The organism is Sphingobacterium detergens, assembly GCF_003610355.1.
Classification (GTDB): Bacteria; Bacteroidota; Bacteroidia; order Sphingobacteriales; family Sphingobacteriaceae; genus Sphingobacterium; species Sphingobacterium detergens.
The window spans coordinates 429,220-452,777 of sequence record NZ_RAPY01000002.1 but is presented as its reverse complement, the minus strand read 5'-3'; the positions used below and the strand labels follow the sequence as shown (position 1 = coordinate 452,777).

Annotated in this window: 18 protein-coding genes; 5 read left to right on the top strand and 13 right to left on the bottom strand. The window is 39.7% G+C overall.

The annotated features are described in order from the left end of the window. Positions 1–718: 718 nt before the first annotated feature. Positions 719–1,945 (top strand): hypothetical protein, encoded by a 1,227-nt coding sequence (locus DFQ12_RS13910; RefSeq protein WP_120259661.1) that lies wholly within the window; start codon positions 719–721, stop codon positions 1,943–1,945. 53 nt (positions 1,946–1,998) lie between these two features. Further along, positions 1,999–2,580: a GDP-mannose pyrophosphatase NudK gene (gene nudK, locus DFQ12_RS13905; RefSeq protein WP_120259660.1), complete on the top strand. Its 582-nt coding sequence runs from the start codon at positions 1,999–2,001 to the stop codon at positions 2,578–2,580. A gap of 23 nt (positions 2,581–2,603) precedes the next feature. On the opposite strand, the gene DFQ12_RS13900 is transcribed toward nudK, so the two are convergent. The 5 genes from DFQ12_RS13900 to DFQ12_RS13880 all read right to left on the bottom strand — a co-directional run bounded on the left by DFQ12_RS13900 (position 2,604) and on the right by DFQ12_RS13880 (position 5,054). Next, positions 2,604–3,032: a hypothetical protein gene (locus tag DFQ12_RS13900; protein ID WP_120259659.1), complete on the bottom strand. Its 429-nt coding sequence runs from the start codon at positions 3,030–3,032 to the stop codon at positions 2,604–2,606. Positions 3,033–3,131: 99 nt separating this feature from the next. After that, a complete protein-coding gene (locus tag DFQ12_RS13895) occupies positions 3,132–3,563 on the bottom strand; it encodes a MarR family winged helix-turn-helix transcriptional regulator (RefSeq protein WP_120259658.1) in 432 nt (143 codons plus the stop codon). A gap of 45 nt (positions 3,564–3,608) precedes the next feature. Further along, entirely contained in the window at positions 3,609–4,244 is a 636-nt protein-coding gene (locus DFQ12_RS13890) for a nitroreductase family protein (protein WP_120259657.1), read from the bottom strand. A gap of 12 nt (positions 4,245–4,256) precedes the next feature. Beyond that, positions 4,257–4,625: a DUF1304 domain-containing protein gene (locus tag DFQ12_RS13885; RefSeq protein WP_120259656.1), complete on the bottom strand. Its 369-nt coding sequence runs from the start codon at positions 4,623–4,625 to the stop codon at positions 4,257–4,259. 3 nt (positions 4,626–4,628) lie between these two features. Next, the gene (locus tag DFQ12_RS13880) at positions 4,629–5,054 is read right to left on the bottom strand and encodes an organic hydroperoxide resistance protein (RefSeq protein WP_120259655.1); all 426 of its coding nucleotides are present in this window, start codon (positions 5,052–5,054) and stop codon (positions 4,629–4,631) included. A 180-nt stretch (positions 5,055–5,234) separates the two neighbouring features. Here DFQ12_RS13880 and DFQ12_RS13875 point away from each other — a divergent pair, with 180 nt between their 5' ends. From DFQ12_RS13875 to DFQ12_RS13865, 3 genes are all read left to right on the top strand, one after another. Further along, the gene (locus DFQ12_RS13875) at positions 5,235–6,149 is read left to right on the top strand and encodes a helix-turn-helix domain-containing protein (protein ID WP_120259654.1); all 915 of its coding nucleotides are present in this window, start codon (positions 5,235–5,237) and stop codon (positions 6,147–6,149) included. A gap of 93 nt (positions 6,150–6,242) precedes the next feature. Beyond that, positions 6,243–7,004 carry an SDR family NAD(P)-dependent oxidoreductase gene (locus tag DFQ12_RS13870; RefSeq protein WP_120259653.1) on the top strand — a complete coding sequence of 254 codons (762 nt, stop codon included), beginning with the start codon at positions 6,243–6,245 and terminating at the stop codon, positions 7,002–7,004. 188 nt (positions 7,005–7,192) lie between these two features. Continuing rightward, positions 7,193–7,933 carry a metallophosphoesterase family protein gene (locus tag DFQ12_RS13865; protein WP_120259652.1) on the top strand — a complete coding sequence of 247 codons (741 nt, stop codon included), beginning with the start codon at positions 7,193–7,195 and terminating at the stop codon, positions 7,931–7,933. Between the two features lie 87 nt (positions 7,934–8,020). On the opposite strand, the gene DFQ12_RS13860 is transcribed toward DFQ12_RS13865, so the two are convergent. The 8 genes from DFQ12_RS13860 to DFQ12_RS13825 all read right to left on the bottom strand — a co-directional run bounded on the left by DFQ12_RS13860 (position 8,021) and on the right by DFQ12_RS13825 (position 23,510). Beyond that, positions 8,021–10,177 (bottom strand): IPT/TIG domain-containing protein, encoded by a 2,157-nt coding sequence (locus DFQ12_RS13860; RefSeq protein ID WP_120259651.1) that lies wholly within the window; start codon positions 10,175–10,177, stop codon positions 8,021–8,023. A gap of 96 nt (positions 10,178–10,273) precedes the next feature. Then, positions 10,274–13,525 carry a TonB-dependent receptor gene (locus tag DFQ12_RS13855; protein WP_120259650.1) on the bottom strand — a complete coding sequence of 1,084 codons (3,252 nt, stop codon included), beginning with the start codon at positions 13,523–13,525 and terminating at the stop codon, positions 10,274–10,276. A gap of 101 nt (positions 13,526–13,626) precedes the next feature. Then, entirely contained in the window at positions 13,627–14,625 is a 999-nt protein-coding gene (locus DFQ12_RS13850; protein ID WP_120259649.1) for a fasciclin domain-containing protein, read from the bottom strand. 4 nt (positions 14,626–14,629) lie between these two features. Next, complete coding sequence (locus DFQ12_RS13845; protein ID WP_120259648.1) at positions 14,630–15,973, bottom strand: fasciclin domain-containing protein; 1,344 nt, start codon at positions 15,971–15,973, stop codon at positions 14,630–14,632. Then, positions 15,963–16,967 carry a fasciclin domain-containing protein gene (locus DFQ12_RS13840; protein WP_167457274.1) on the bottom strand — a complete coding sequence of 335 codons (1,005 nt, stop codon included), beginning with the start codon at positions 16,965–16,967 and terminating at the stop codon, positions 15,963–15,965. The genes DFQ12_RS13845 and DFQ12_RS13840 overlap by 11 nt, the downstream gene beginning before the upstream one ends. A 132-nt stretch (positions 16,968–17,099) precedes the next feature. Beyond that, positions 17,100–18,305 (bottom strand): hypothetical protein, encoded by a 1,206-nt coding sequence (locus DFQ12_RS13835; protein WP_120259646.1) that lies wholly within the window; start codon positions 18,303–18,305, stop codon positions 17,100–17,102. Next, on the bottom strand, positions 18,305–20,038 hold the full coding sequence (locus DFQ12_RS13830) for a DUF4397 domain-containing protein (protein ID WP_120259645.1): 1,734 nt from the start codon (positions 20,036–20,038) through the stop codon (positions 18,305–18,307). The genes DFQ12_RS13835 and DFQ12_RS13830 overlap by 1 nt, the downstream gene beginning before the upstream one ends. Positions 20,039–20,042: 4 nt before the next feature. Further along, positions 20,043–23,510, bottom strand: coding sequence for a TonB-dependent receptor (locus DFQ12_RS13825; RefSeq protein ID WP_244211745.1), 3,468 nt, complete (start codon positions 23,508–23,510; stop codon positions 20,043–20,045). Between the last annotated feature and the right edge of the window lie 48 nt (positions 23,511–23,558).

Genomic DNA, 23,558 nt, shown 5'->3' with positions numbered 1-23,558 from the left:
ATCGCTGTATTGATAGCGAATGCGATACCGCACTTCATTTTTGGGATCGCCAAAATACGATTTTTAGGACTTTTTGGTTATTCCCCAACAGGCAATATCTGTTATGCTCTTTTACAATGTATTATTGCTTTATTACTCTTCTCTTATCAATATGGAATAACGAATATCTATACAAATCCCGTTATACTTGGTGGCCTAACAGTACTTTTGCTCTACTTTGTATTTGGCAGACTGCTCATCAACAAGTTCCATAAAAAATAATCTGAACAGTTTTATCGCAATATTAAGTTTATTTTTTTCTCCTCAGACTCTATTTGGTTAGCATAATCAAATAGCTATTACAAAACCTTACTGAATACATTCTCACCCTATTTCCATCAAAACAAAATGACTGGTCCGGACCACGGAATCATTATCCAGTGAATTCAGCAAAAACACCATACGAAGGAACTCGATCAAAACAACCAAATGCATTATTAAATCTTCTCTATAGACAGCAGCACAAAAAGCAAACAAGAGGAAAATATTTAAAAAATAAATTAATATATAAAATTAAAAACAAGATCAACAACCAATAAATTTAATTATTACCGCCAAAAAATATATTTTGCGAAATAAAAAAAATACATCAATTTTGTCGCGGCTAAATTAAAATTAACAGGGAAAGTAATACCAAAAAATTACCGTATCTACATTTTCATTTTTTTATTATTCGACAATGTTTTTCAAGAGATCCACCTATTTCTTTTTAGGTTTATTGTTGCTTATTGGATGTAAAAAAGACATTCCATCTCGCATCACTCCAGTAGATCCCGAACCAATTGATAGAAGCAAAATACCTATTCCAGCAGGATTTAAAGATGATTTGGCTTCAATAAAAATTAATACGATAGCAAATGCGAATGAGCCGGGATCGTCACGACCTGAATTGATCCAGGACATATCCGGTAAAAATGCAAGTTATTGTCATCCTGATGTTGAGTATTTCCCAAAAGGCTTCAACGGATACAAATATTGGATGGTCTTTACACCTTATTTTGGTATATTAGGTTCTGATCGAGCTGCATCATTATACGAAAATCCCACTATTGTAGTATCAAATGATGGCAAAGAATGGATCACACCCACAGGCTTATCCAATCCCATACAACGTCGTCCTGCTATAGAAGATTCTTATATCCCACCGAGTGGCATTCCTAACCAAGGCTACTGGTCTGATGTCGATTGGAACTTTAATGGAAAAGAGTTTGAATTATATTATAGAGGATGTTTCTTTTCCAATAAAATTTTAAGACAGTGGGGAGCCAAAAGTGATAACAATGCAAGAAAACTAAATCAGGAAGCTGAGCGTGTTGTTGTGAGGCAAACTTCAATAGACGGAATTCGCTGGACTCCACTTGAAGTTGTATACACGAGCAATGAACCTGCTTCTATTCAGGACAATCATATCATATCGCCTTCTTTTATCAGAAATGAAAATGGGATGTTTAGCTACGAAGTAGATTTTAAGCCGACCTATCCATCTCCTATCATGACAAACATCTTACTGCGCGCGTCATCCAATGGTCTGGACTTTACAGCCTATCGAAATAGCAAACAAGTCAAATTCATCAATAAACCTTGGCTTGAATTAAATAAAAATTATTCGACCTGGCATCTGCAAGCTGCCTATATTGACGGTTATTATTTTCTATGTCTCGCTATAGGAAATGTAGATAGGTACTCCTCTGACTTGAATTATCTCGCCTATTCAAAGGATGGAATACATTTCCGTGTATTTGAAACACCTTTAGCTTCATCGAATGTATATCGTTCAGCTGTGTTTGCTAAATCTTCTTCAACAAATGACATCGAATTTGGTGCTGTTATAGGCTATAAATCAGGCACGTTTGGTTATAGGGAATTTAAGTTAAATAAGAAGGTGTTGGAAGATGGGTTAAAATAAAATAATATGGGCTGTAATACTTACTTTTATAGCTTGACCTTAACACGCTAAAAATGGCAATCAAAGATATTGAAATTGTAAAAACTGAGATTCTATCTGATAATTGGTATACCTTAAAAAAAATCACCTATCAATATACAAAGCCGGACGGAATTGTACAGCAACAAAGTCGAGAAGCTTATGATCGTGGAAATGGTGCTGTAATACTACTTTATAACATAGCATCTCGAACCGTTATATTGACAAGACAGTTTAGAATTCCAACTTATATAAATGGGAATGAATCTGGAATGTTAATAGAGGCTTGTGCAGGGTTGTTAGATCAAGATTCGCCACAGGATTGTATCCGTAGAGAAACAGAAGAAGAAACTGGCTATCAGATCAAGGAAGCAAAAAAAATATTTGAAGCGTATATGTCTCCAGGCTCGGTTACCGAAATTCTACATTTCTTTATCGCGGAGTATACGAACAATATGAAGGTTAGTGATGGAGGAGGTTTGCAGGAAGAGGAGGAAAATATTGAAATTCTAGAAATTAATATCGATGATGCTTTAGCTATGATCGAAAGCGGTGAGATCAAGGATGGCAAGACAATTATGCTCCTACAATATATTAAGTTGAAAAGTATCATGTAAGTCGTTACTTTCAACCGGACATCTTAACGAGCTACCTTCCTGAAAATAAATTTAGTCTCTTGGAAATTGATTGTCGATGGTATATAATGGGGAATGCCCATATATTCTTGTTCGGTACCAGTTCCTAAAATATATTGAGACCCTTTCTTAAGTAAAATAAAGGGTCTCCTTTTTTTCTGTCCCCAGCCGAACGGCGTATAGTAATAGTCACCGCTCAGGGTATCATTTTTGATATTCCCCCGAACCTCTCCCGAGTCAATTTCACCACCGGGTCTATAAAAACGTAACTTTCCATGAAAACGGCTTTCAAAGAGATCAAGTTCCAGTTGAGCACTATCGCGATTACTATAAGCAACATACTTTAATAACTCTGTATCCCGCCTCTTTTCCTCACAGCTTGCAAACGAGAGAACCAACAAAACACAATAAACGGCAATAGCAATTAAACGCATTCTTCGTATGAAATTTAAATATTCCTAGAATGAGCTAAAAATAATCTATTCTGCTTAAAAACAACGAAATTGTGATAAAATAAATCTATCATTAAAATGTTAGTGATTTCCCACGTTAGCGACAACTTTATCTGCCAAAGTTTTAAGCTGTTGCATATCTGAATAATCCAGTTTTAAAGCTTCAAAAATCTGCATCGGAATGCAGGCTGCTTTTTCTTTCAATTGCAAGCCCAGATCTGTGAGACGAATCTTTACGACTCGTTCATCCGTCTTACTTCGTGTACGGGTAAGTAGCTCCTTGCCTTCCAATCGTTTCAATAGTGGTGTAAGGGTACCATTATCCAAAAATAACTTCTCCCCCAATTGGTTTACGGTTTGTTCGTTATTTTCCCATAAAGCCATCATTGTGATATATTGTGGATAAGTCAAATCTACTTCCGCTAGAATAGCACGATAATGCTGCATAATCTCGCGATGCAGAACATATACGGAAAAACATAACTGTTTGTCCAGTTTCAATAAATCATCCATCTTACAAAGATATTGTTTTCTTAAAGTTTGAAGTATATGACGTTTCTATTTATACTCAACAACAAATTCTTCTTTCGGCATTCTGACTTTTTTCATTGTAGAGATCCAGTCCCGGGAAGTATCTGCAACACCTACATACATTAATGATACACTTTTCAATCCAAGTTTTTCCAATTGCAATACTTCATCCACTACTTTGTTATCAAAGCCTTCCGCCGGAGTGGAATCAACCCTGAGTTCTGCCGCTTGTGCCAGAGCTAAACCTAAAGCAATATAAGTTTGTCGTGCTGTATGAGCAAAATTACGTTCGGCAGCTTCATTTAGATAAATGGATTTTAACTTATCTGTATACGACCCAAAGCGCCCACGAGGTAAATCTCGCTCATCTGTAGTGAAATCATATACTTTATCAATGCGCTCTTCGGTGTATTTATCCCAAGCCGCAAAAACCAGCACATGAGAACATTCTCGCATGCATTCCGGATTTAAGGCTCCTTTTGCTAACTCATCTTTCAAAGCTTGATTTTCAACGACCAATACTTTAAAAGGTTGCAAACCCGAAGAGGTTGGTGCAAACCGAGCTGCCTCCAAGATCTTATCTATATTTTCTTGTGTAACCTTTTTTGTCGGATCATACGCTTTCACAGCGTGCCTCCATTGTAAATCTGTTATTAAGGACATTTAATTGTTTGTTTATTTTGAAAAAAGAACGAATAATATTGCTATTAATGCTGGAGCTCCCTGTACAAAGAATATCTTTTTACTTGCAGTGATACCTCCGAAAATGCCAGCAACAAGAACACAGCCTAGAAAGAATAGACGAACATTGTCACTCCAAATCGGATCATTGATAAAAAATGACCAAGCCAAACCGGCGACCAAAAAGCCATTATATAGGCCCTGATTGGCCGCTAGCCCTTTTGTAGGTTTAAATAGCTCGGCAGGTAGCGCTTTACCGAAACTACGTCTTCCAGCAGTTTCCCAAGCAAACATTTCCATCCATACAATATAGACATGTTCAATGAGTACAAGCATCGTGAGCACTGTGGCAATATGATTCATCTATTATTCGTTGTTTGATACTGTTAACTTCACCTCCATATTACCTCTGGTAGCATTTGAATATGGACACACCTGATGTGCTTTTTCAATTAGTTGCTGTGCCACCTCCAAACTGACTGCAGGAATATTGGCATGCAATTCCGCCGCTAAACCAAAACCACCGTTCTCCAATTGTCCAATACTTACCTGAGCGGTAACCTTGGTCTCACCTGTTTTTATCCGCTCTTGTCTAATCACCAAATTCAAAGCACTATCAAAGCAGGCAGCATAGCCAGCAGCGAAAAGCATTTCTGGGTTTGCATAATCATCGTTCGCACCTCCAAGACCCCTCGGCATACGAACCGCCAGATCCAATACAGCATTTTCACTTTTTACCTGACCGTTTCGTCCGCCTGTGGCTGTCGCGCCTATGGTATATAACGTTTTCATATTTTAATTTGTTTTTGTTTCAACAACACAAATGTAGATTGAAAAATTATATTGCGCAAAATATAATTGGACTATTGACATTAAAATGAAAATAGAAGTCAATCTTTAGATGGCTAGATTATACGAATCTCCAACCAAAGAATAAAAAAGGTAAATTTGATTATTGCAAATGTAATTGATATGAAAACAACTACAATCGAACAGTTCTACAATGAGATCAATGCTTCAATACCCGAGGAAATAGCGCGTGAGATCGGACACTTCAATGTATTTAGCTTTGAGGAGCTCGCTGCAAAGCTGAAAGAGAAGCCCATCATGCCTTACAATAAGCGAACTTATTACAAAATCAGTTTAATCACAGGAAAGAATACAGCCGAATATGCTGATAAAGTAATCGAAATTGAGGGATCTGCATTGGTATTTGCAACACCGAAAGTTCCTTACCATTGGATACCCAAAGACGAACATCAACAAGGCTATTTTTGTGTTTTTACTGATGAATTTCTAGCGCGAAATAAAAGTGGTGTCGTATTGGATGATCTACCCATCTTTCAACCTGGTGGACTTCCTATTTTCCAGATTACAACTGAACAGCGCATCGAAATTGAGCGAGTTTTCGAAAAGATGAACAAGGAATTATCTTCTGATTATAGGTTTAAATATGATCTTTTACGGAATTATGTTCTTGAAATCATTCATTATGGACAAAAGCTACAACCGAAAAGTATCAGTAATCCCATGCACAATGCATCAACCAGAATTACCTCTCTTTTCATCGAATTATTGGAAAGGCAGTTTCCAATAGAATCACCGATGCAACGGTTGCAATTACGAACTGCCAATGATTTTGCCGAACGTCTCGCCGTTCATGTAAACCACCTCAATAAAATTCTCAAGGACAATACGGGTAAGACAACAACACATGTAATCAGCGCAAGAATTATACAAGAAGCAAAAATCCTCCTTAGGCAAACGGACTGGAATATCTCAGAGATTGCCTATTCACTCGGTTTTGAGGAAATAGCGCATTTTTCTAATTTCTTTAAAAAGCAGACCAAGCTTTCACCAAACAATTATCGTTCTCAACGATTATAATTTGAATTTCGCAAATATTGATTTGCTTTTCACAAACTCAGTAGATACTTTTCATGCGAAATTTGTCTTATTAAATTTTAAAACAAAATAAAAATGGCTAAAAATAAAATCGCTTTAGTAACTGGCGGAAGCCGAGGTTTGGGAAAAAACATGGCAATTAACCTTGCTAAAAAAGGAATTGATGTCATACTGACTTACAATAGCAATAAAGAAGAAGCAGATCATGTCGTCTCTACGATTAAGGCTTTGGGACAACATGCAGTGGCATTTCAATTCAACGCCGGAGATACAAAATCCTTCGATCATTTTATAACACAAATAACCGAACATCTAAAAAATCAAACAGGTCAATCAAACTTTGATTTTCTAATTAATAATGCGGGCACGGCATTATATGCTCCTTTTATGGATACGACGGAGGAGCAATTTGACGCTGTTTACAATATCCATTATAAAGGTGTCTTTTTTCTAACCCAGAAAGCACTTCCTTTTATAAATGATGGTGGGCGTATCATTAATATTTCTTCGGGTCTTGCCCGCTTCGCGGTTCCTGGTTCTTCTGCTTATGGCTCGATGAAAGGTGCCATCGAAGTCTTGACAAGATACCTGGCCAAGGAACTAGGCCCTCGTAGTATTGCAGCGAACGTAGTCGCACCAGGAGCAATTGAAACAGATTTTGGCGGTGGACATGTTCGTGACAACAAAGAAACCAATGCTCATATCGCGAGTGTAACAGCCCTAGGTCGTGCTGGTGTACCTGACGACATTGGTGGAGTTGTAGCATTCTTGTGTACAGAGGATGCCCGATGGATCAATGGACAACGCATTGAAGTATCTGGTGGTATGAATCTTTAATCAACTTGATAGAGAATAAGTATATATCTTACTGTTGTAAAATATATACTTATTAAAATATTGTATATGATTTTCGCTTCTATTACTCACGATTCATCTTAATGAATATAATACCAATTTCATTTTCTTTTTAAAAACAATAACCATACTGTTAAGTTGCGCTTCGAATGGCTAAGTTTGTAGGATAGATGAAGATACAACTTGCAATAATAAGTGATATACATGCCAATATTGTAGCATTGGATGAAGTACTAGCGGATATAAAAAAGAGCGGGGTAACACAGATTTACTGTTTAGGTGATCTGGTCGATTTTGCCCCATGGGGAAATGAGGTTATCGCCCGAATACAGGAAAGAAATATCCCCTGTTTACTCGGAAATCACGATCAGCGGATTGCCTTCGATGAGCCTATTATTCCCTTACCACACCACGATGCGATCGAAACAGTAAACCGTGACATCGCCATCAATCTCAGCAAAAACGATATAACAGCCGCTCACAAAAAATGGCTAGCAACATTACCTTACAATATTGAATTAACGTTCAAAGTCGGTAATCATCTTAGAAAGATCCTGCTTGTGCATGCCAGTCTTCATAGTAATGATGAATACATTCATGAATCAACACCCAAAGCAGACCTCTCAGTTCAATTGCGCGAAAGAGCCATTGATATCCTGGTCATGGGTCATACCCATCACTCCTATGTCCAACGGACTGGAGAAGTCCTGTTTATCAATTGTGGGTCTGTCGGCCGAAGCAAAGAGAAAGACAGAAAGGCTTCCTATACCTTAGTGACGCTGACAGAAGAAAACATAGAAGCCAAAATAGTTAAAGTAGATTATCCGATTGAGGAAGTCGCAGCGGCTATTTATCACAGTGATATTCCCGATTTCTATGGCGATTTTTTACGCAGCATAGAAAGTAATTAACAAAAATCCCCGATGCTTATCTTATATCGTTTCAAAAAAGAACTTAACTTTTTGAGAACAATATTAACACATCGGGGATATACATTTTTATTTTAGGAACAATTTTCGAATCGCTTTATTCGCCACATCCATAAGGTAAATATTACCCTCTTTATCCACCACAACATCCTTTACCAATGTAAACTTGGCCGTCGCTAAATTACCGTCTACATAACCATAGCTTGATTTTATCAAAGTCGTAACCTCTCTCGTGCTCATATTGACTTCACGAATCGCATAATTATTGTTATCAGCGACAATTAATCGGTTATTCAGGCCGGGAGTAATTCCACCGATACCACTAAAACTTGCGTAAGTTCCTATCCCATCTCCATACCCAGCATCTGAACTTCCTACAAACATTCCCCCACGTGTATCACCGGGCTTCACCAACTCAATCCCATTGTTACTACTTGTATTCTGATCCGAATAATATAAGTAACCCTGACTATCCACAAAAGGTTTGGCCATCACCCAGGACGGTCCCGTTACCTTTGTATAATTTCCGGTAATATTGACTTTGTTTACCCCCTGTGCAAATCCAGCAAGCGAAACATACAAATTGCCCGATAAGTCTATGCACATGGATGTAGGAGAAAATCCGCTTGCGTGTACCGTACGTTTACCTGCCGGTGTAATTTTAAGTATCTGATTTGCCCGTTGGTCACTGACATAGACATTATTTTGTTGGTCAATTGCTATGCCTGAAGGATAGTCAAAAACCGCGTTAGCACCATCAACTTGCAGGACGGATACATTACCTGTGGGTGACACCTTCTTGACTTGTTTATTCTCTGTATCTGTCACGTAGATATTTCCCTGTTGATCGATCGCCATTCCAGCCATATTACTGCCAAATGTAGTCATTCCTGGGCCTCCAGCTAGGGTCATTACCCCTGCCCTGCGAAATGCTTGCGGTGCCAAAGCATCTTGGCTACCAACCACAACCTTCACCTGACCTGTCGTTACTCCTTGTGGCGCCTCCAATACCAATTTATTTTCACTGGCACTGCTTACTGGCGTCAAAACACCATTAAAATAGACCAGATTTTCTGCTAGATTTGTACTAAACCCAGTTCCCATAATCGTAACACTTGTCCCTGCCAGACCATTATCTGGGCTCATCGAACGTATTCCCAAGGTCTGATCTTTAAACTGTGGTCCTTCGATCGATTGATCATTGACAACAACTTTTACCTTGCCCGATCCAGTTCCACCGGGAATGGTCAGTTTAATCTGCTTTTCACTACTTGAAGAAATAGCAACCTGCTTTCCATTGATAAACACTTGATTTTCGTCCAGTATCTTACTAAATAATAGTCCGCTAATCGTCATTTCGGCTCCTTTTGGACCACTTAAAGGTGAAACAGCGTCAATAATTGGTTTACCAACAACAGTAAATGTTGGTCCTGATATTTTCTGTTCATTCATGTTGACGGACAAAAGCCCCGTTCCCACTCCAGCTGGTGCAACAACAACAATTTTTTCAGGACTGGACTCTAGGACGACAGCAATTTTACCATTAAAATCAACCACATTGCCCGAATTCAGTTTCTCGAAGCCTTCACCGGTCAACGTTACCTTTGTCCCTGCTCCACCAGTTGTTGGTTTGATGCTCCGAATAACCTGATAGGTAAAATTTTGACCTTGGGATTTTTTTCCATCTACGCGTACTTCTACAGCACCATATCCAGCATCTTCTGGCACTTCAGCAATGATGACCTTATCGGTAACACTCACCACCAATGCCTTTTTACTATTGACGTAAACCTCTGCCGGCGTATCCGTACTGCCAAACCCTTCACCATCGATCCGCAATTGGGTTCCACTGGTACCATTTGTCGGAAAAACTTTCGCTACAGACAAATCCTGATAAGTATATGTGCCGACATCGAAACTATTGCTACCATACTTCAACACAACTGTTCCGCTTTTATCACCTTTCGGCACACGCAACACAACAGAGGTAGAAGTCGCGCTGATCACCTCAGCCGGATTCCCAGCGACTGTCGCCGTAAATTCAGTGATCGAACTGCCGAAGCCCTGTCCTTCAATCGTAACCAATGTCCCTGCCTTACCTGAATTAGGGTAATAGCTACTCACTTTCGCCACCTCCTTATCTATCAATTCCTCTTTTTTACTACAGCCGATTAATGCAATCATCATTGATATACATATCATCGTTAGTTTCACTATATTTTTCATGGGAATAAATTCTTTTTTACACCTTATTTCTTGAGCCTCATTGCTCGATTCATTGTTTCACTCTTTACGATAACTACCATTATAGCACCTTTTAAATTAGAAAGTATAGCGAACGCCACACTGTATCTGCGCCCTTGAGTTAAAATAATCTATGCTATAGGGCTGCCCCGGATCGCTGAATGTAAATACAGGCCAGTTATCTGCATTTTGCTTCGGTGGAAACAGTGACGGTGTCAACCCTACACTACTCGTCGAATTAAACGTATTTGGCGAGAAGTATTGAACGCCCCATTTTCTATAAATCAGATTTGTCAAATTCATGACATCCACCGAAAACGTGATAAATTGCTTTTTTGACTTTTGAACAAAAAAATCATGTGCAACACGTAGATCAGCCTGCAGATTCCATGGCGTACGTCCCATGTTTCGTTCTGTAAAATCACCTCTGCGGGAGCTTAGGTATGCGTTACCATCAATAAATTTATTAAAAGCGTCTGCCTGTTGTTGAGCGGACATTCCACCGGCAATATCCTTGAAATAATGTATTGCCTCTGTCTGTCTCGGAATGTAAACCAAACTGACCTGCTGTGGCAAGCCTTGGATGCTATTGTTGACAATACCATAGGTAAATGGACTACCTGATTGTGCACTAAAATATAAGGTAAAACTTGTCCGCCCAGCACTGTGCCATACTTGCTCATAATTTATACTTGAAACGATACGATGACGTATATCGAAGTTACTATAGGCCAATTTTGGATTGTTCGGAATCAATGATTGATTGAGCTGCCAATTACTTTCCATGGAGTTACGGACACCATTGCTCAAATCCTTGGATTGACCATAGGTGTAACTCAAAGTCGCATTCAACTTTTCCTTGATGGTTTTCCCTATCGTACCGGTTAGGCTATACCGATAACCTTGATTAGTATTGCTCAATAAGTAAACATTTGAAAAACGATTATCTACAGTGCCGTTATAAACCGGTTGTTGCTTGTTGACATCGTAACCATACCACAATGGATTGTCTTTATTGTTCAATTGCTGAAACAATACATCTTTTATATTTTTTGTATAAATACCTTCCACTGTAAACTTCCAGCCTTCTGCCTGGTAATCTATGCCTAAACTTGACCGGAGAACTTGTGGAAGTACAAAATCATTATCAACTAAATCTACCTGTGTTTTGCCGGTACTTGGATCATGGATTATAGCACCATTTTGCGCAATAAAATCTCCAATTCCATTTGGACTAGGTTTAATGGGATCAGATCCTGGCGCAAAAGGTTTTTGATCAGCTTTTTGATCAAATGCGCCATAGCTATCGCCTGTATTGTAATAAGCATAGGCAAGCCAAGCAAACGGTATGCGTCCGGTAAATAACCCAGCTCCACCTCTAATGATCAATTGTTTATTGTCCATCGCTTCCCAACGAAATCCAATTCGGGGGGAAAGTTGAATTTTATTTAAAAATTCATTTTTCAAGCGATTGGCAGGGGTGTATGTATAGCTGGTTCCGAAACCAGGATCAGCCCACATGTCTTTGACTTTATCGCTTAAGGTTGGCATATCTGGTAGGCTCGCTAAATCTGCTCTAAGTCCGGGGATAATTTGGAAATGATCATTCACACGGATCTCATCCTGGAGGTAGAGACTGTACATATTGACCGAAAAATCGGCAGCAGGGTGATCTAAGATATACGATCGACTATTGTCCGTATAATTATAGCTACCTCGTACACGATACGGTACATTGGTAACAAAATCCGCAATACTGTTATAATCTACACGACCATTCCAACTGTTGACAAAGCCATACCGGATACGATAAAGTTCATTATGCGTTCCGATCAAAAACTTGTGTCTGCCTTTCGTCCAATTCAGATTAGCCGTAATCTCCCAAGTCCCTTGTCGCATATTAAAAATACTGGCTTCACGATCGGTCCCAAGATAGATCGTCGTACCCGGTGTACGTCCCTGAATCTGCACCTGAGGCAAAGAAGGATCACTCAACGGATCACGGCGGTCATTCACTTGCGTGTATCCCACTACAACATTGGAGGAAAGATTGTTACTAAATCTGCTCTTTAATTCTGCAACAGTACTGGTTTGGTTATTCTCTTGTTCAAATGCCATTCCACTGAAACGAAAATCTTGTTGATCCCTGTCCATATGTGTCGCTTTGCTAAAGATGGTATTGTTACGAACCGCCAATTGGTGCTGTGCATTGATATTCCAGTCCAAACGATTAAAAAATTTTGTTGAACGTGACCAGTTGGTATAATTGTCAGCTGTTCCGATATTAAAAATATCTCCATAACGTGACTGAGCTGCTGTTTTTATTGCCTCTACATCGGCTTGATCCAGAATATGTGCCGTTTCAACCGTTCCCACGCGCAGTTGTGTAGGGTCTTGACGTCGTGTGATCTCTTCGTTACTGAAAAAGAATAATTTATCCTTAATCAAAGGAAAACCAATTCGAAATCCCGTCTGATAATCATAGAAGTCCTTATTCATTTTCCCTAAAGTTCCCACACGATCCTTCCCTGTTAATGCAGCATTACGTCCGAAAGCATATACCGAACCTTCGACCTTGTTTGTACCACTCCTTGTCACGGCATTGACTGATCCACCTGTAAAATTTCCAATTTTGACATCATAGGGAGCTAGATACACCTGCATATCCTGAATGGCATCGATGGAGATTGGATTGGTCCGTGTACTGCTTCCTGCCATTCCGGAAGTACCGGTCTGTCCGCCTAGAGAGGGGCTAAAACCTATTGCATCATTATTGATGGCCCCGTCCACCGTCACGTTGTTATACCTGAAATTGGTTCCACCGAAGCTATTGTCCCGGCTACCCTGAGGTGTTAGCCTTGTCACGTCTGTAATCGAACGATTGGCTGTCGGCATATTCCGTACCTGCTCACTGCTGATATGATTTCCTGTTCCAACTGTACCGACTCTGGCATCCTTTTTTCGGCCCGTTACAACCACCTCGCCCAGTGTTTCGGTACGTTGTTCTAAGATAAAATCAACCTGCAAGGCCTCTCCCAGACGTACGAAGATATTTTCCCTGTGATCCGCCTGTAGCCCCACACTGCTTACATCTACCATATATGGTCCACCAATACGAATATTATTTAATGTAAAACGTCCATCTTTATCCGTGGACTGTACATAACGCGTCCCCGTAGGTGTATGTACAACAGTGACTGTTGCTTTCTCCACAGCGTTCCCGCCACTATTTTGTACCTTTCCTGTGATTGCACCTGAGGTTTCCTGTGCTGAAGAAACGAACCCCTGCAAAAGAAATAAAAAGAGGAAAATTAATTTAAGTGCTGACATTATTATACAGCTGATCTTGGTTGATCGTCCTATATAAATACTGCCATATTGATATTTATTCATTTCTGTTTTTCCTTAAATCGTGAGATAAAACTTTTTTATTATTGTGTAATCCGCAAGCATTGATCGACAATATGCAGTACCCCATCACCAGTTAATATATCCTGCTTTTGTAACAAGACATCACTGGTATTGCCCAGACCACGAAGTGCTATACCACTAAATGCCCCCGGAGAATTTGCATTAGGGATCAATCTAATCTGTACGTTATTCCCGTCCAGCATCGTTTGTTTAGATACATTTGTATTACCTGTACTTAAGATATAATCGTACACAAAGCGGCGGTCACGAACGATATGGTAATTGACCACTTGCTTCAATTCGGCTACTCCAATCTTTTCAATTTCTTGTATTGAAGTAAATCCCATCTGTGCCATTGCTGCATTCGTCGGTGCAAAGATGGTATAAGGCCCTTGATTGACTTTATCCGATAGCACAGCAGACCTTTTAATTGCCCTGGCAAATATGCTGATGCTTGCATCCGCATTGATTGCATCCACAATCTTATCATGGACATAAGGCGTCATCACACGATCAAGCACTTGTATCAATCCATTTGAAGCTGGTAAATTTTGAGTCAATACACGGGCACCATTTAATGTAAGTACCGTATCAGCACCCTTGACCCAATGTGTCGCATAAACCTTACCTTTACGCGTCTTTAGTTCTTGATTAAATAGAAATGGAAGTTTATCCAATTCATATTTTCCGTCCAATACGTGATAATAGGCGATATTGGAAATTATTGCCGCACGCTCAGATAATATTTTGACGACACTAGGATAGCCAGCTTTGGAGAAAGCATCATCCGATGGTGCAAGCAATGTATAAGGTCCCTTTCCTGTCTTCAGCTCTTTATCCATGTTGCTTACACGCAATGCTGCATTAAATGCAGATAAATTAAAATTATCAGCAACAACAAAATTGACGCTGTTATTGTCAAAGTGAACCGCATTATCGTCCTTTTTACAGGCAAATACCAGGCTGCCTAGCAGTACAAGTATACAGTACCTGTAATAGCTAAATTGATATTGTTTCATTTCTTTATTTAAGTTTGAATACCTTCGGAATTAACAAATTATCAAGTACATGGATAGGTCCATTAAGGGTATTGATATCCGATTCTACAATATTGACTGGTAGCTGCTCCGCATTTTTGATCTTCATCTGGTTCTGGTTCGAATTTCGAGAGAAAGCAAATGGCATCTTATAAGCATATTGAACCTGTCCCGAACCGCCGATGTTGATATAATAATCATTTAGCAGGACCGGATCCAGATCGTTGCTGTAGAATACGGTATTGTTAGATATGGCAAGACCGTAGGCCGGATCTTTTGTCCCAAACAACCGTCCCCAATTGCGATGATAGTTAAACAGGGTATCTGTTGGATATGCTCCTCGTGGTTCAAAATATAAATCATCAAACCTGACATCACCTCTCTTAGCATTGAATGCTAAGATGTCTTCCACACTGTTAAAACCCGCGCGTTTAAATGCATCATCCGTAGGTGCAAATAATGTTGTCAGGGTCATATTGGCTATTTCTTCATGATTTGGCTCCATGTTTGGTTCCCAGTCATTTTTATAGGAATATCTGGCACTAGGGAAGTAACTCAAAAACTCCTCTTTTGTCATCCGATAGCCCATCAGTGGCTCAATATCATTTAACATCTTCTCAAAAAAAGCATCATCGGCCAAACGTTGTGATTCAATAAAAAAAGTAAATCTTCCATCGGCAATTAAAGCTTCCAGTGTTGTCTTAGTAGGTTTTTGAACAAATTTCTCCATGAAATAGATACCACCATTTGTCGCCGGCTCATAGCTTAATTTGCCTACAGATTTACCATTGACAAGCAGATTCCCGTCTTTTACTGCCAGATAATGTCTATAATAATATGAGTCATAACGTCTTCCCACAGGTTCCTCGTTATCATAAAATGGAACCCGATATTTTGAATTTTTTAACATTGAGCGCACCATCAGGCTATATTGACCAAGTTTAGTCTGATCAAACTCACCCCAAAAGCAGTAAAACTGAATAAAGTCAGTAAGCTCTTCCTTTGTCATTTTTTGAATGGTCTCCGCAGTTATTCCAGCTTGCTTCAGTGCATTATCAGTTGGAACCAAAATGGTAACTTTCGTATGAATGCCCTCAGCTTTAATGAGTGCTAGTATGTCGCTTTTTTGCCATGCTGCTAAAAACACTTTTGCTTCGCTATGTTTTGCCAACAACTGGCTGAGATCCTGTGTTGCCTCATTTTGATAAGGTACCTGTTCTCCCACAAGATCAGGCATAAATTCGGTCTTACTACAAGAGGACATGACAAGTAAACTTACCGCCCAAATCAGTAAAATATATCGCGTGCCCCTGATTGATTTATTTTTCATTTTCTTCCTTTTTAATAGCCTGATCAGGGCTTACCAGCCCCTTATCTAAATCGTGTACCACACCGTTACTGCATAGATAATCCATCCTGGCAGCTACCGAATAAGTTATATCGGCCAGGATAATCGAATTAAACATATCGTTGCTCCTGAGCCTCATATTGTAACTCAATTTCCATGTTGGATAAGCTTCATCCGCAAAATATTCCATGTAATGAACTTTATCTTTTAAATGGTATTTGTAAGAACCATTTGAATTAATAATGTTGAATACCTGTGAATCAGATATGAAGAAATGTTTATCATACATGATATAGGCACCAAAGAGCACCTCGCCTATATATTGTTCAGGATTAGCACCCTCCAAAAAACTCATCGTTACCCCTCGTTTTTCCAAAGCCTCATTTGTTGGCGCAAATACTGTAAATGGTCCCTTTTTGGCCAGTTGATCCCACAGGCCAAACTTCTTCAGCCCAGCGACAAACACCATATATTCCTTCTTATCACTCAGCCATTCCTGAATATTTTTTTCGAACTGCGGCTTCATCAACTTATTGAGCACATGCAAGACACCGTTGGATAAAACCACATCTTTACGGATTGCCTTTGCACCACTGAAAAACAACGCATTGGTCGGCGCAGTTGCTCCTGGCATAAGTGAGCCTAAGGATGCATATAATTCCGATCCTTCACGTGTTGCATACCGAAAATCGACGGAGTTGCTCGGAATATCGCGTAAGTAAAGACGTCGGGGAAGAATATGGTAGGCAATGATCCGTCGCAAACTATCTTTATTCATCTTGTCAAAATCTGTCGGACGAAATATCCCGATTTCGTTAAATGCAAGATCATTGGGTACAAGGACAGTAAATGGCCCTTCTCCATTGAGCTCTGCAGTCATTCCTGTCTTTTGGAGTGCAGCATCAAAGAGACGCATTTCATAATTATTATGAATAAAATCCGCTGCTGGCCGTATATTTTCATTCGGCACAGGCATAGTAAGATTGTCATGTTTACAACTTTGTAGGATAGAAATAAACAGGCATACAAAAAAACAACCTAAGCACTTCATCTGAGACATCTTATATTTTATTTCGCAATTATTTGTTCGATTCATTTCAGCTTATGTTTAATAGATTGGCGGTGCATATTTTCGTTGTATCGTCGTTAAGTATACTCGTCCATTGACAACTTCAATCGTATTGACCGTCGCAAAAGTGTGCGGATTGTCTTTTCCTGAATGCACATTGACCAGTAGATTTGGAAGCAACGTTCCATTCTCATTACTTGTTAATCTAACCTTTCCATTTAAAAGGCAGTTGAGTACTGCCCAATTGCTTCCTGTATTGCTATCACTATCATAAAAGGGATTCGTCACAGGATTCATTCCAGGTGTAAAAAAATCAAATCGCTGCCATATATCAGTTCGGATGCCATTCGCTTTATTACTTGCCCATAGCGGAAAACTTACATAAGGGCTTACAGCATTAGTGCTTGTATTGCGTTTGACCGTCGTCATAAATTTACCACGGTAGCCTTTTACCGTGGCGGCATAATGGCTCAACTCTTCCTGGCTTTCATAAAGTGACATAAATACATTCATTTCATCCTTGATCCCATACTTAAAACTTGCCAGTTTGTAATCATCATCTTTTAAATTGGCATCAGCCTCCCAAAAGCCTTTCGCGCTCATGTTATAGAAGTTGACATAGACCAATGAATCGGATAAGGGAAGCTTATAGAAGTTCTCCTGACGTAACAAAATTCCATGATCTTTTTTGACAAAATCTTTTTGCAGGAGATGCAGTGTGTAGACTTCTTTGCTTTGCAGATTGATTACCGTATCTATCAGTATGTCATTTTTTAAGCGTTCTTCCAATTCAAAGAATGGAACTGTATTTTTGGGGCGGTAAGCGAATACAACACGAACCTCTCCAGATGGAATCTGTGCCCAGCTACTCAGATCAAATCCGTTTAAGATTGGGCCAACCAATACATTCTCTTTTCCCGGATATTCCGGATTACTTAGACTATTACTGTTACCGATATGTGAAGGATAGGGTGGCGCATAAGGATCCCGTTTGTCCAAAAAATCACCGACAATTTCTGCTCCGGTAAACTTTCCATCAGCTCCGGTCTTCGGATTGATAAGCATACAGAAATAAGGAACCTTGTCATCTTTGCTCCCCATGGTCTGTACATAGTTGATATTATTAAAAACCCGGAGGTAAGCGGGCTCATCGATCTGTGTATAATCAATTTTGGTACAGCCCGTGAACAGGATGAGAAAAATGCCCAACATGCTTACACAATGTAGTATTCTTTGTCTTTTCATTATTTATTATGTTTGATAATGATCATTTTAGCTTTCTCTTTAGCAGATGCTCCAGCTCCGCTTTTTCCAATTAATGCTACGGTATAAATTCCCGGTTCGTGAGCAGGTAATGCTCTTTTGATTTTTGTATAAAGCGATTTATCTGCTATAAAGTCTGTTGATTTCAGTACATCGATATCTTCAGCCCACACACCGGGTACCACATCGGGCTTAGATCGGTAAGCCATAATCTCGTATGCTTTCATCATCGCGTTCATATTTGTGTAAGGCATATTCAGCGAAGGAATACCAGGTTGAAGATTCGCATTCGAACTATTTCCGATAGGCTGCCCATTTGGAAGCGTAAACGTGATGTAGGGGTTCCCGATAGATAGATTTAAGAAACGATTGAAAAAGAAAAACTTAAAAGCGAGTCTACTATAAGTACCATCATCTTCTGCCGGTAATGGAAGTGTGCCACTAAGATCATTGGCAATCAGCAACAGTTGAGCTTTTCCATTTTGATCAGGATGGAGCCAAACTGTATAGTTTTGGTTGCTCCGTAAATCCTGATTTAAGGAAGCAAGTACATTTCCTGAATTGTCAATTGCCTCAATCGTATGCTGTTTTTGGGTAAAAACGCCATAAGTACTCACGTTTCCAAAGTCGAGCCCCGATGCGAGTGTTTTCCCATCGATCCTAAATCCGATGGACTGATCTTTGTAGGCATTGACTCCCTGTATCCGAAGATAACTCTGGTTTACCGGTGCTGCGATATCTGTAATAATTTGAAACGAATTTTGATAGACATTCACAGTTTCATCCAATTCATTGGAGATGTAACTAAATTGCTGTGGAGCAACTACAATCGTATACACTCCACCGGGTTGAAAATTCTGAATTGGTGCGTAAACCAGGTTAGTTGACTTGGCATGATTTTCAGGAATAGTAGAAGTCGGCAAATCAATAAGACCATACTCATGTCGTTCCGTCCCCAATGCTGGAAGCGGTCTCCCATCCTGAAGCAATACCTTGAATTGATAAGTCCCGTAAGGCAATTCGATATATTCTGAGGCCTTCTGGGCAACAGATATTGTATTCGTCTTTGGGCTGACCAAAGCTCCATCGGCATAAGCCAATGATATCGCTCCAACTAAATTCTCCTGAGGCCCCGTCAATCCGCTGGGGGGATTTTTAATTGCTCCAGCTAGATTTACAATCCTAATCTTGAAATGATCGGGTTTACTTGGACTAGTAGCGCTCCGCTCCAAAGAGACAACATCAGGTTGACCATTCATAAACATCGTCGGCAGCAAAAAATAGTCCTTGGGTATCTCATAACTATTATTCACATTGACTTTGAGGTCATGATTTAAGCCAAAACCGGCATAATAACGAGCGGAAAAGCTCAATTCGGCTTCTTCCTTCTGGTTGAAAAGATCTTGTGGAATGGGCCATATTTTCCCCAAACGTCCATCCGTTGGGAAATACGATGTACCTGGGTATTTATGATTACCCGGAAGCAACGGATGTAATACCACAAAATTAGTCAGGCTATCACCATTAGCGATAAGCTGATTGTAGTCGAATAAGTTAACAATTCTCGAATTCGAATTCGGCCTATTTTCAGTCACAGGGCGGTTGTCGATAATAACGTCCAACTTTTCTTTTTTACAAGCGACAAAAGAGGATGAACATAAAACTGTTATTCCCAAAAACCACCAGCATATATCCTTAAACACATTGATTTTCATTACATTAAAATAAGTTATAGGTAAAACCGATCATAATTTCCGCACCGCGTTTGTAGCTCCGGTTGATGTATTCATTTCCGTACCATTTCCCACCTGTTTGTGGATTTGCATAAACTGTTTTTATTGCAGGATTAATGATATTTTTGGCATAACCTTTAAACAAGATTCGTCTATTAAGCTTTTGTGAGAATACAAAATCAAGATAAGGTACAGGTTGTGTATACAGATCCGGTTCCCCAGTCAAGTTGATCTGTACCAGACGTTCTCCGACCATGTTAAAGGTCAAGGTCAGATCTGTTCCCGATTTGTCATTGTCATAATTTAACCAAGCATTGATGGAATAAGGTGCTTGTTCGAATAATGGACTATTTTTAGGCGTGTACCGATCAAGGGAGCGATTCGCTTCATAGCGTTCAGCAGATTTTTTTATCTCACTTTGTGCCAACAAGAGGTTGGTACCGAGAAACAGATTTTTCAAAGGATCATATAAAGTTCCGAGATTCTTAACAACTTCTAACTCCAGTCCCCACACCTTACCGATATTACCATCATTTTGGAATTGAATTGTTGGAAATTCAGGATAAGTTGCAGCCAGACCCTCCGTTTTTAAATTAAAGACTTTGACCAATTGATTCTCGATACGTTTTCCAAAAGCAGAAATAGCGATAACCTCTCCTTTTTCGGGAAACCATTCCCAACGGAAATCCGCATTTTGTGTATATTGATTCTTCAGATTAGGATTACCAACAACCAATCCCATTTGAAAGGCATCAAATTCAAAGACATTCGTAATCTCTCTCAACTCTGGTCTTGCCAAGGTTGTATTGAAAGCTCCACGAAAATTCATATTATCGTTGAGCGTATAAGTAGCATTGACTGAATAAAAAGGTTTGTAGCCAGTTTTGTATACAGAATTCGGATTGATTGGATCCAGAGGAATGCGTGTTCCATCTGGAGATGCTGCGGTAAGTGCTGGGTCTAAAAATACATTGGCTGTATCTACAGCTGATCCAATATTGGTCATTTCAAACCGCACACCACCCGCCAGACGAAGCCGCTCCGCAATTTTAAGATCCAACATACCATAAAGCGCATTAGTCTCAAAATAACCTTTGTAATTGTTCGGTGATTTTTGGCTGTTATATAAGAAACCTCCAATTGGCATCATTCCTTCCCCCTGTCCCGTCTTTGGTAGTACAACACCAACGATTTCGTTGCTGACCAAACGGTCCAGATTTCCCTGAACATCATACAATGGAATGGATTTATTGCCTGTAAAATTTGATCCCGGTAGAAACAATTGGTTTTCCATAAATTTGCGGTCTCTGAACAAATAATTGAAACCCGTCTTTAGCAATTGTTTTTCTCCAAACAGCTTAAAAGGAAAATTTAAATCTGCTTTTGCATTAAAATTATCTTCATTTAAATTTCGCCATCTCCGACCATTGGGTTCAGCCTGAATAATGCCATAATTTCCAAATCCGTTGACATAACCCGATGTAAGTGCATAAAGGTGTTCAGAATAGACATAACCATCAGATCCGGCTTGATCTCCGATAATGGGCCGTCTATACCATCCCCCACCCCTAGGCGTATAATCGACAAGGCTCACAAATCTAAAATCTGGATCATTTTGCGTGGATTTTGAAGTTGCCACGTTATAGCTCAATCGTGGAGAGAATTCATCTTTCAAAAATTTATGCTCTCCCTGTAGATTAAAGGTATTCAGATTCCGAAAAGTCTGTTTTAAGGAATGGATTGTACTTTTCACTTCTCCGGGTAATCCGGAATATTCATAACGTCCATTCAAATTGGTGGCTATGGACTCACCACCCCAGCTACCCAAATATTGCATGCTGATTTCATGCTGTGTACTGAAACGATAAGTAACACCTACAAGTGTACCATAATTAAGCGTTTCCGTCCCCGTATTCTCTTTATAGGTTTGATATTTCCCCATAAACAAACTATTGGGTGTAATATAATTGGGAATATTTCTAAAACTAAATATATCTGGATTGCCTGTCACGACACCTTGGTAGATGCTGTATTGTGTCAACTCGCCTTGATAAGTATCAGAAATCCTTCGGTAATAATTTCCGCCGACAACAAGTCCCAATTTGTGTTTTCCAAAGACGTCGTAGCTATTTCCAAACGTGGCTGAATAGAGCTGATTCATAGGTGCCCGGCGATATCGTGTCGTCATGACCGGATCAAAGCTTTTCATAATACCATTGATGCGGTTAACTTCCTGATATCCCGAAGGACTATAGTTGCTGTTGGCAATCCTGTCTTGAATGGAGCTCAGTCCATTGGGATATTGTTTTGCTAGATCCAGGAAATCAGAAGATAGATCCTTTTTGTTAATTCGCGTTCCCAATATTCCCATTTCACTGTTCCAGAAACTATTGTAATTACCACCTAGACCGATATTCGAATTGAGACCAGTCTGGGCGATAAGTTCGAATGTCATTTTATCCGGTACAGATTTTGTTTTCAGTTCAACAATACCCGAAGCAGCATCCGCTGGCTTATCTGGAGTAACTGTTTTATATACCGTAATATTGTCCAGAAGGGAAGCAGGAACGAGATCCAGCGGGATAGCACTACGATCAGGATCTGAAGATGCCAATCGGACACCATTCAATTGCCCGATCACAGATCTATCTCCTAATCCCCTTACTGCAATATACTTATCATCTGTTACGGTCACTCCGGTGACACGTTGTAAAGCTTGTGTAGTCGTGATACTTGCTGTACGTTCGATCAATTCGGCAGAAATCGCGTCCTGCACAATAGATGAGCGCTTCCGTTCCTCCAATACTGCAGTTTCGGTATTAACTTTGCGCCTTGCCTGAACAGTGACCTCTTCTAGAGCTGTTGCAAGTGGTGCTAAACCGATAACAAGGTTTGCCTGTCCCTCTTTGACTTCCAGCTCTCTTGTTTGATAGCCTAAATATGAAACAACCAATGTTGCGGGACTTTTAGCGACCGTCAAAGAGAAGTTACCATTGGCATCAGAATTTGTTCCGCCCGATGTTCCCTTAACCCGGATGGAAACACTTGCCAAAGCCCGCTTGGTCTCTTGGTCTATTATCCGTCCGGAAAGCAGTTGCTGTTGTGATACATAAGCTGGTTTTTCCTGACCTAAAGACGATGCCGTCACGACAACCAATTTATTCTTCACGACATAACCAAATGGTTGTCCTGCAAAACAGATATCTAACGCATCCTCAACAGTTGCATTTTTGAGACTGATGTTAACGGGTTTTGCACGATTAAATAAGCCGTTATCATAAAAAAAATCATAGCCACTCTGCTGCCTTATTTCTTTTAAAATAGTTGGGATATTGCTATTTTGCCTGTTGAGTGTAATCCGTTGACCATAAGTAAACGCACTGACTTTCACCAACAAACAAGTTAAAAATACCATGGTGATTTTCATAACACGCATGCATTGATAAAAACTCATATATTTGTTGTAGTTAATATTATTTGATGATTATTGAATCGCAACGTT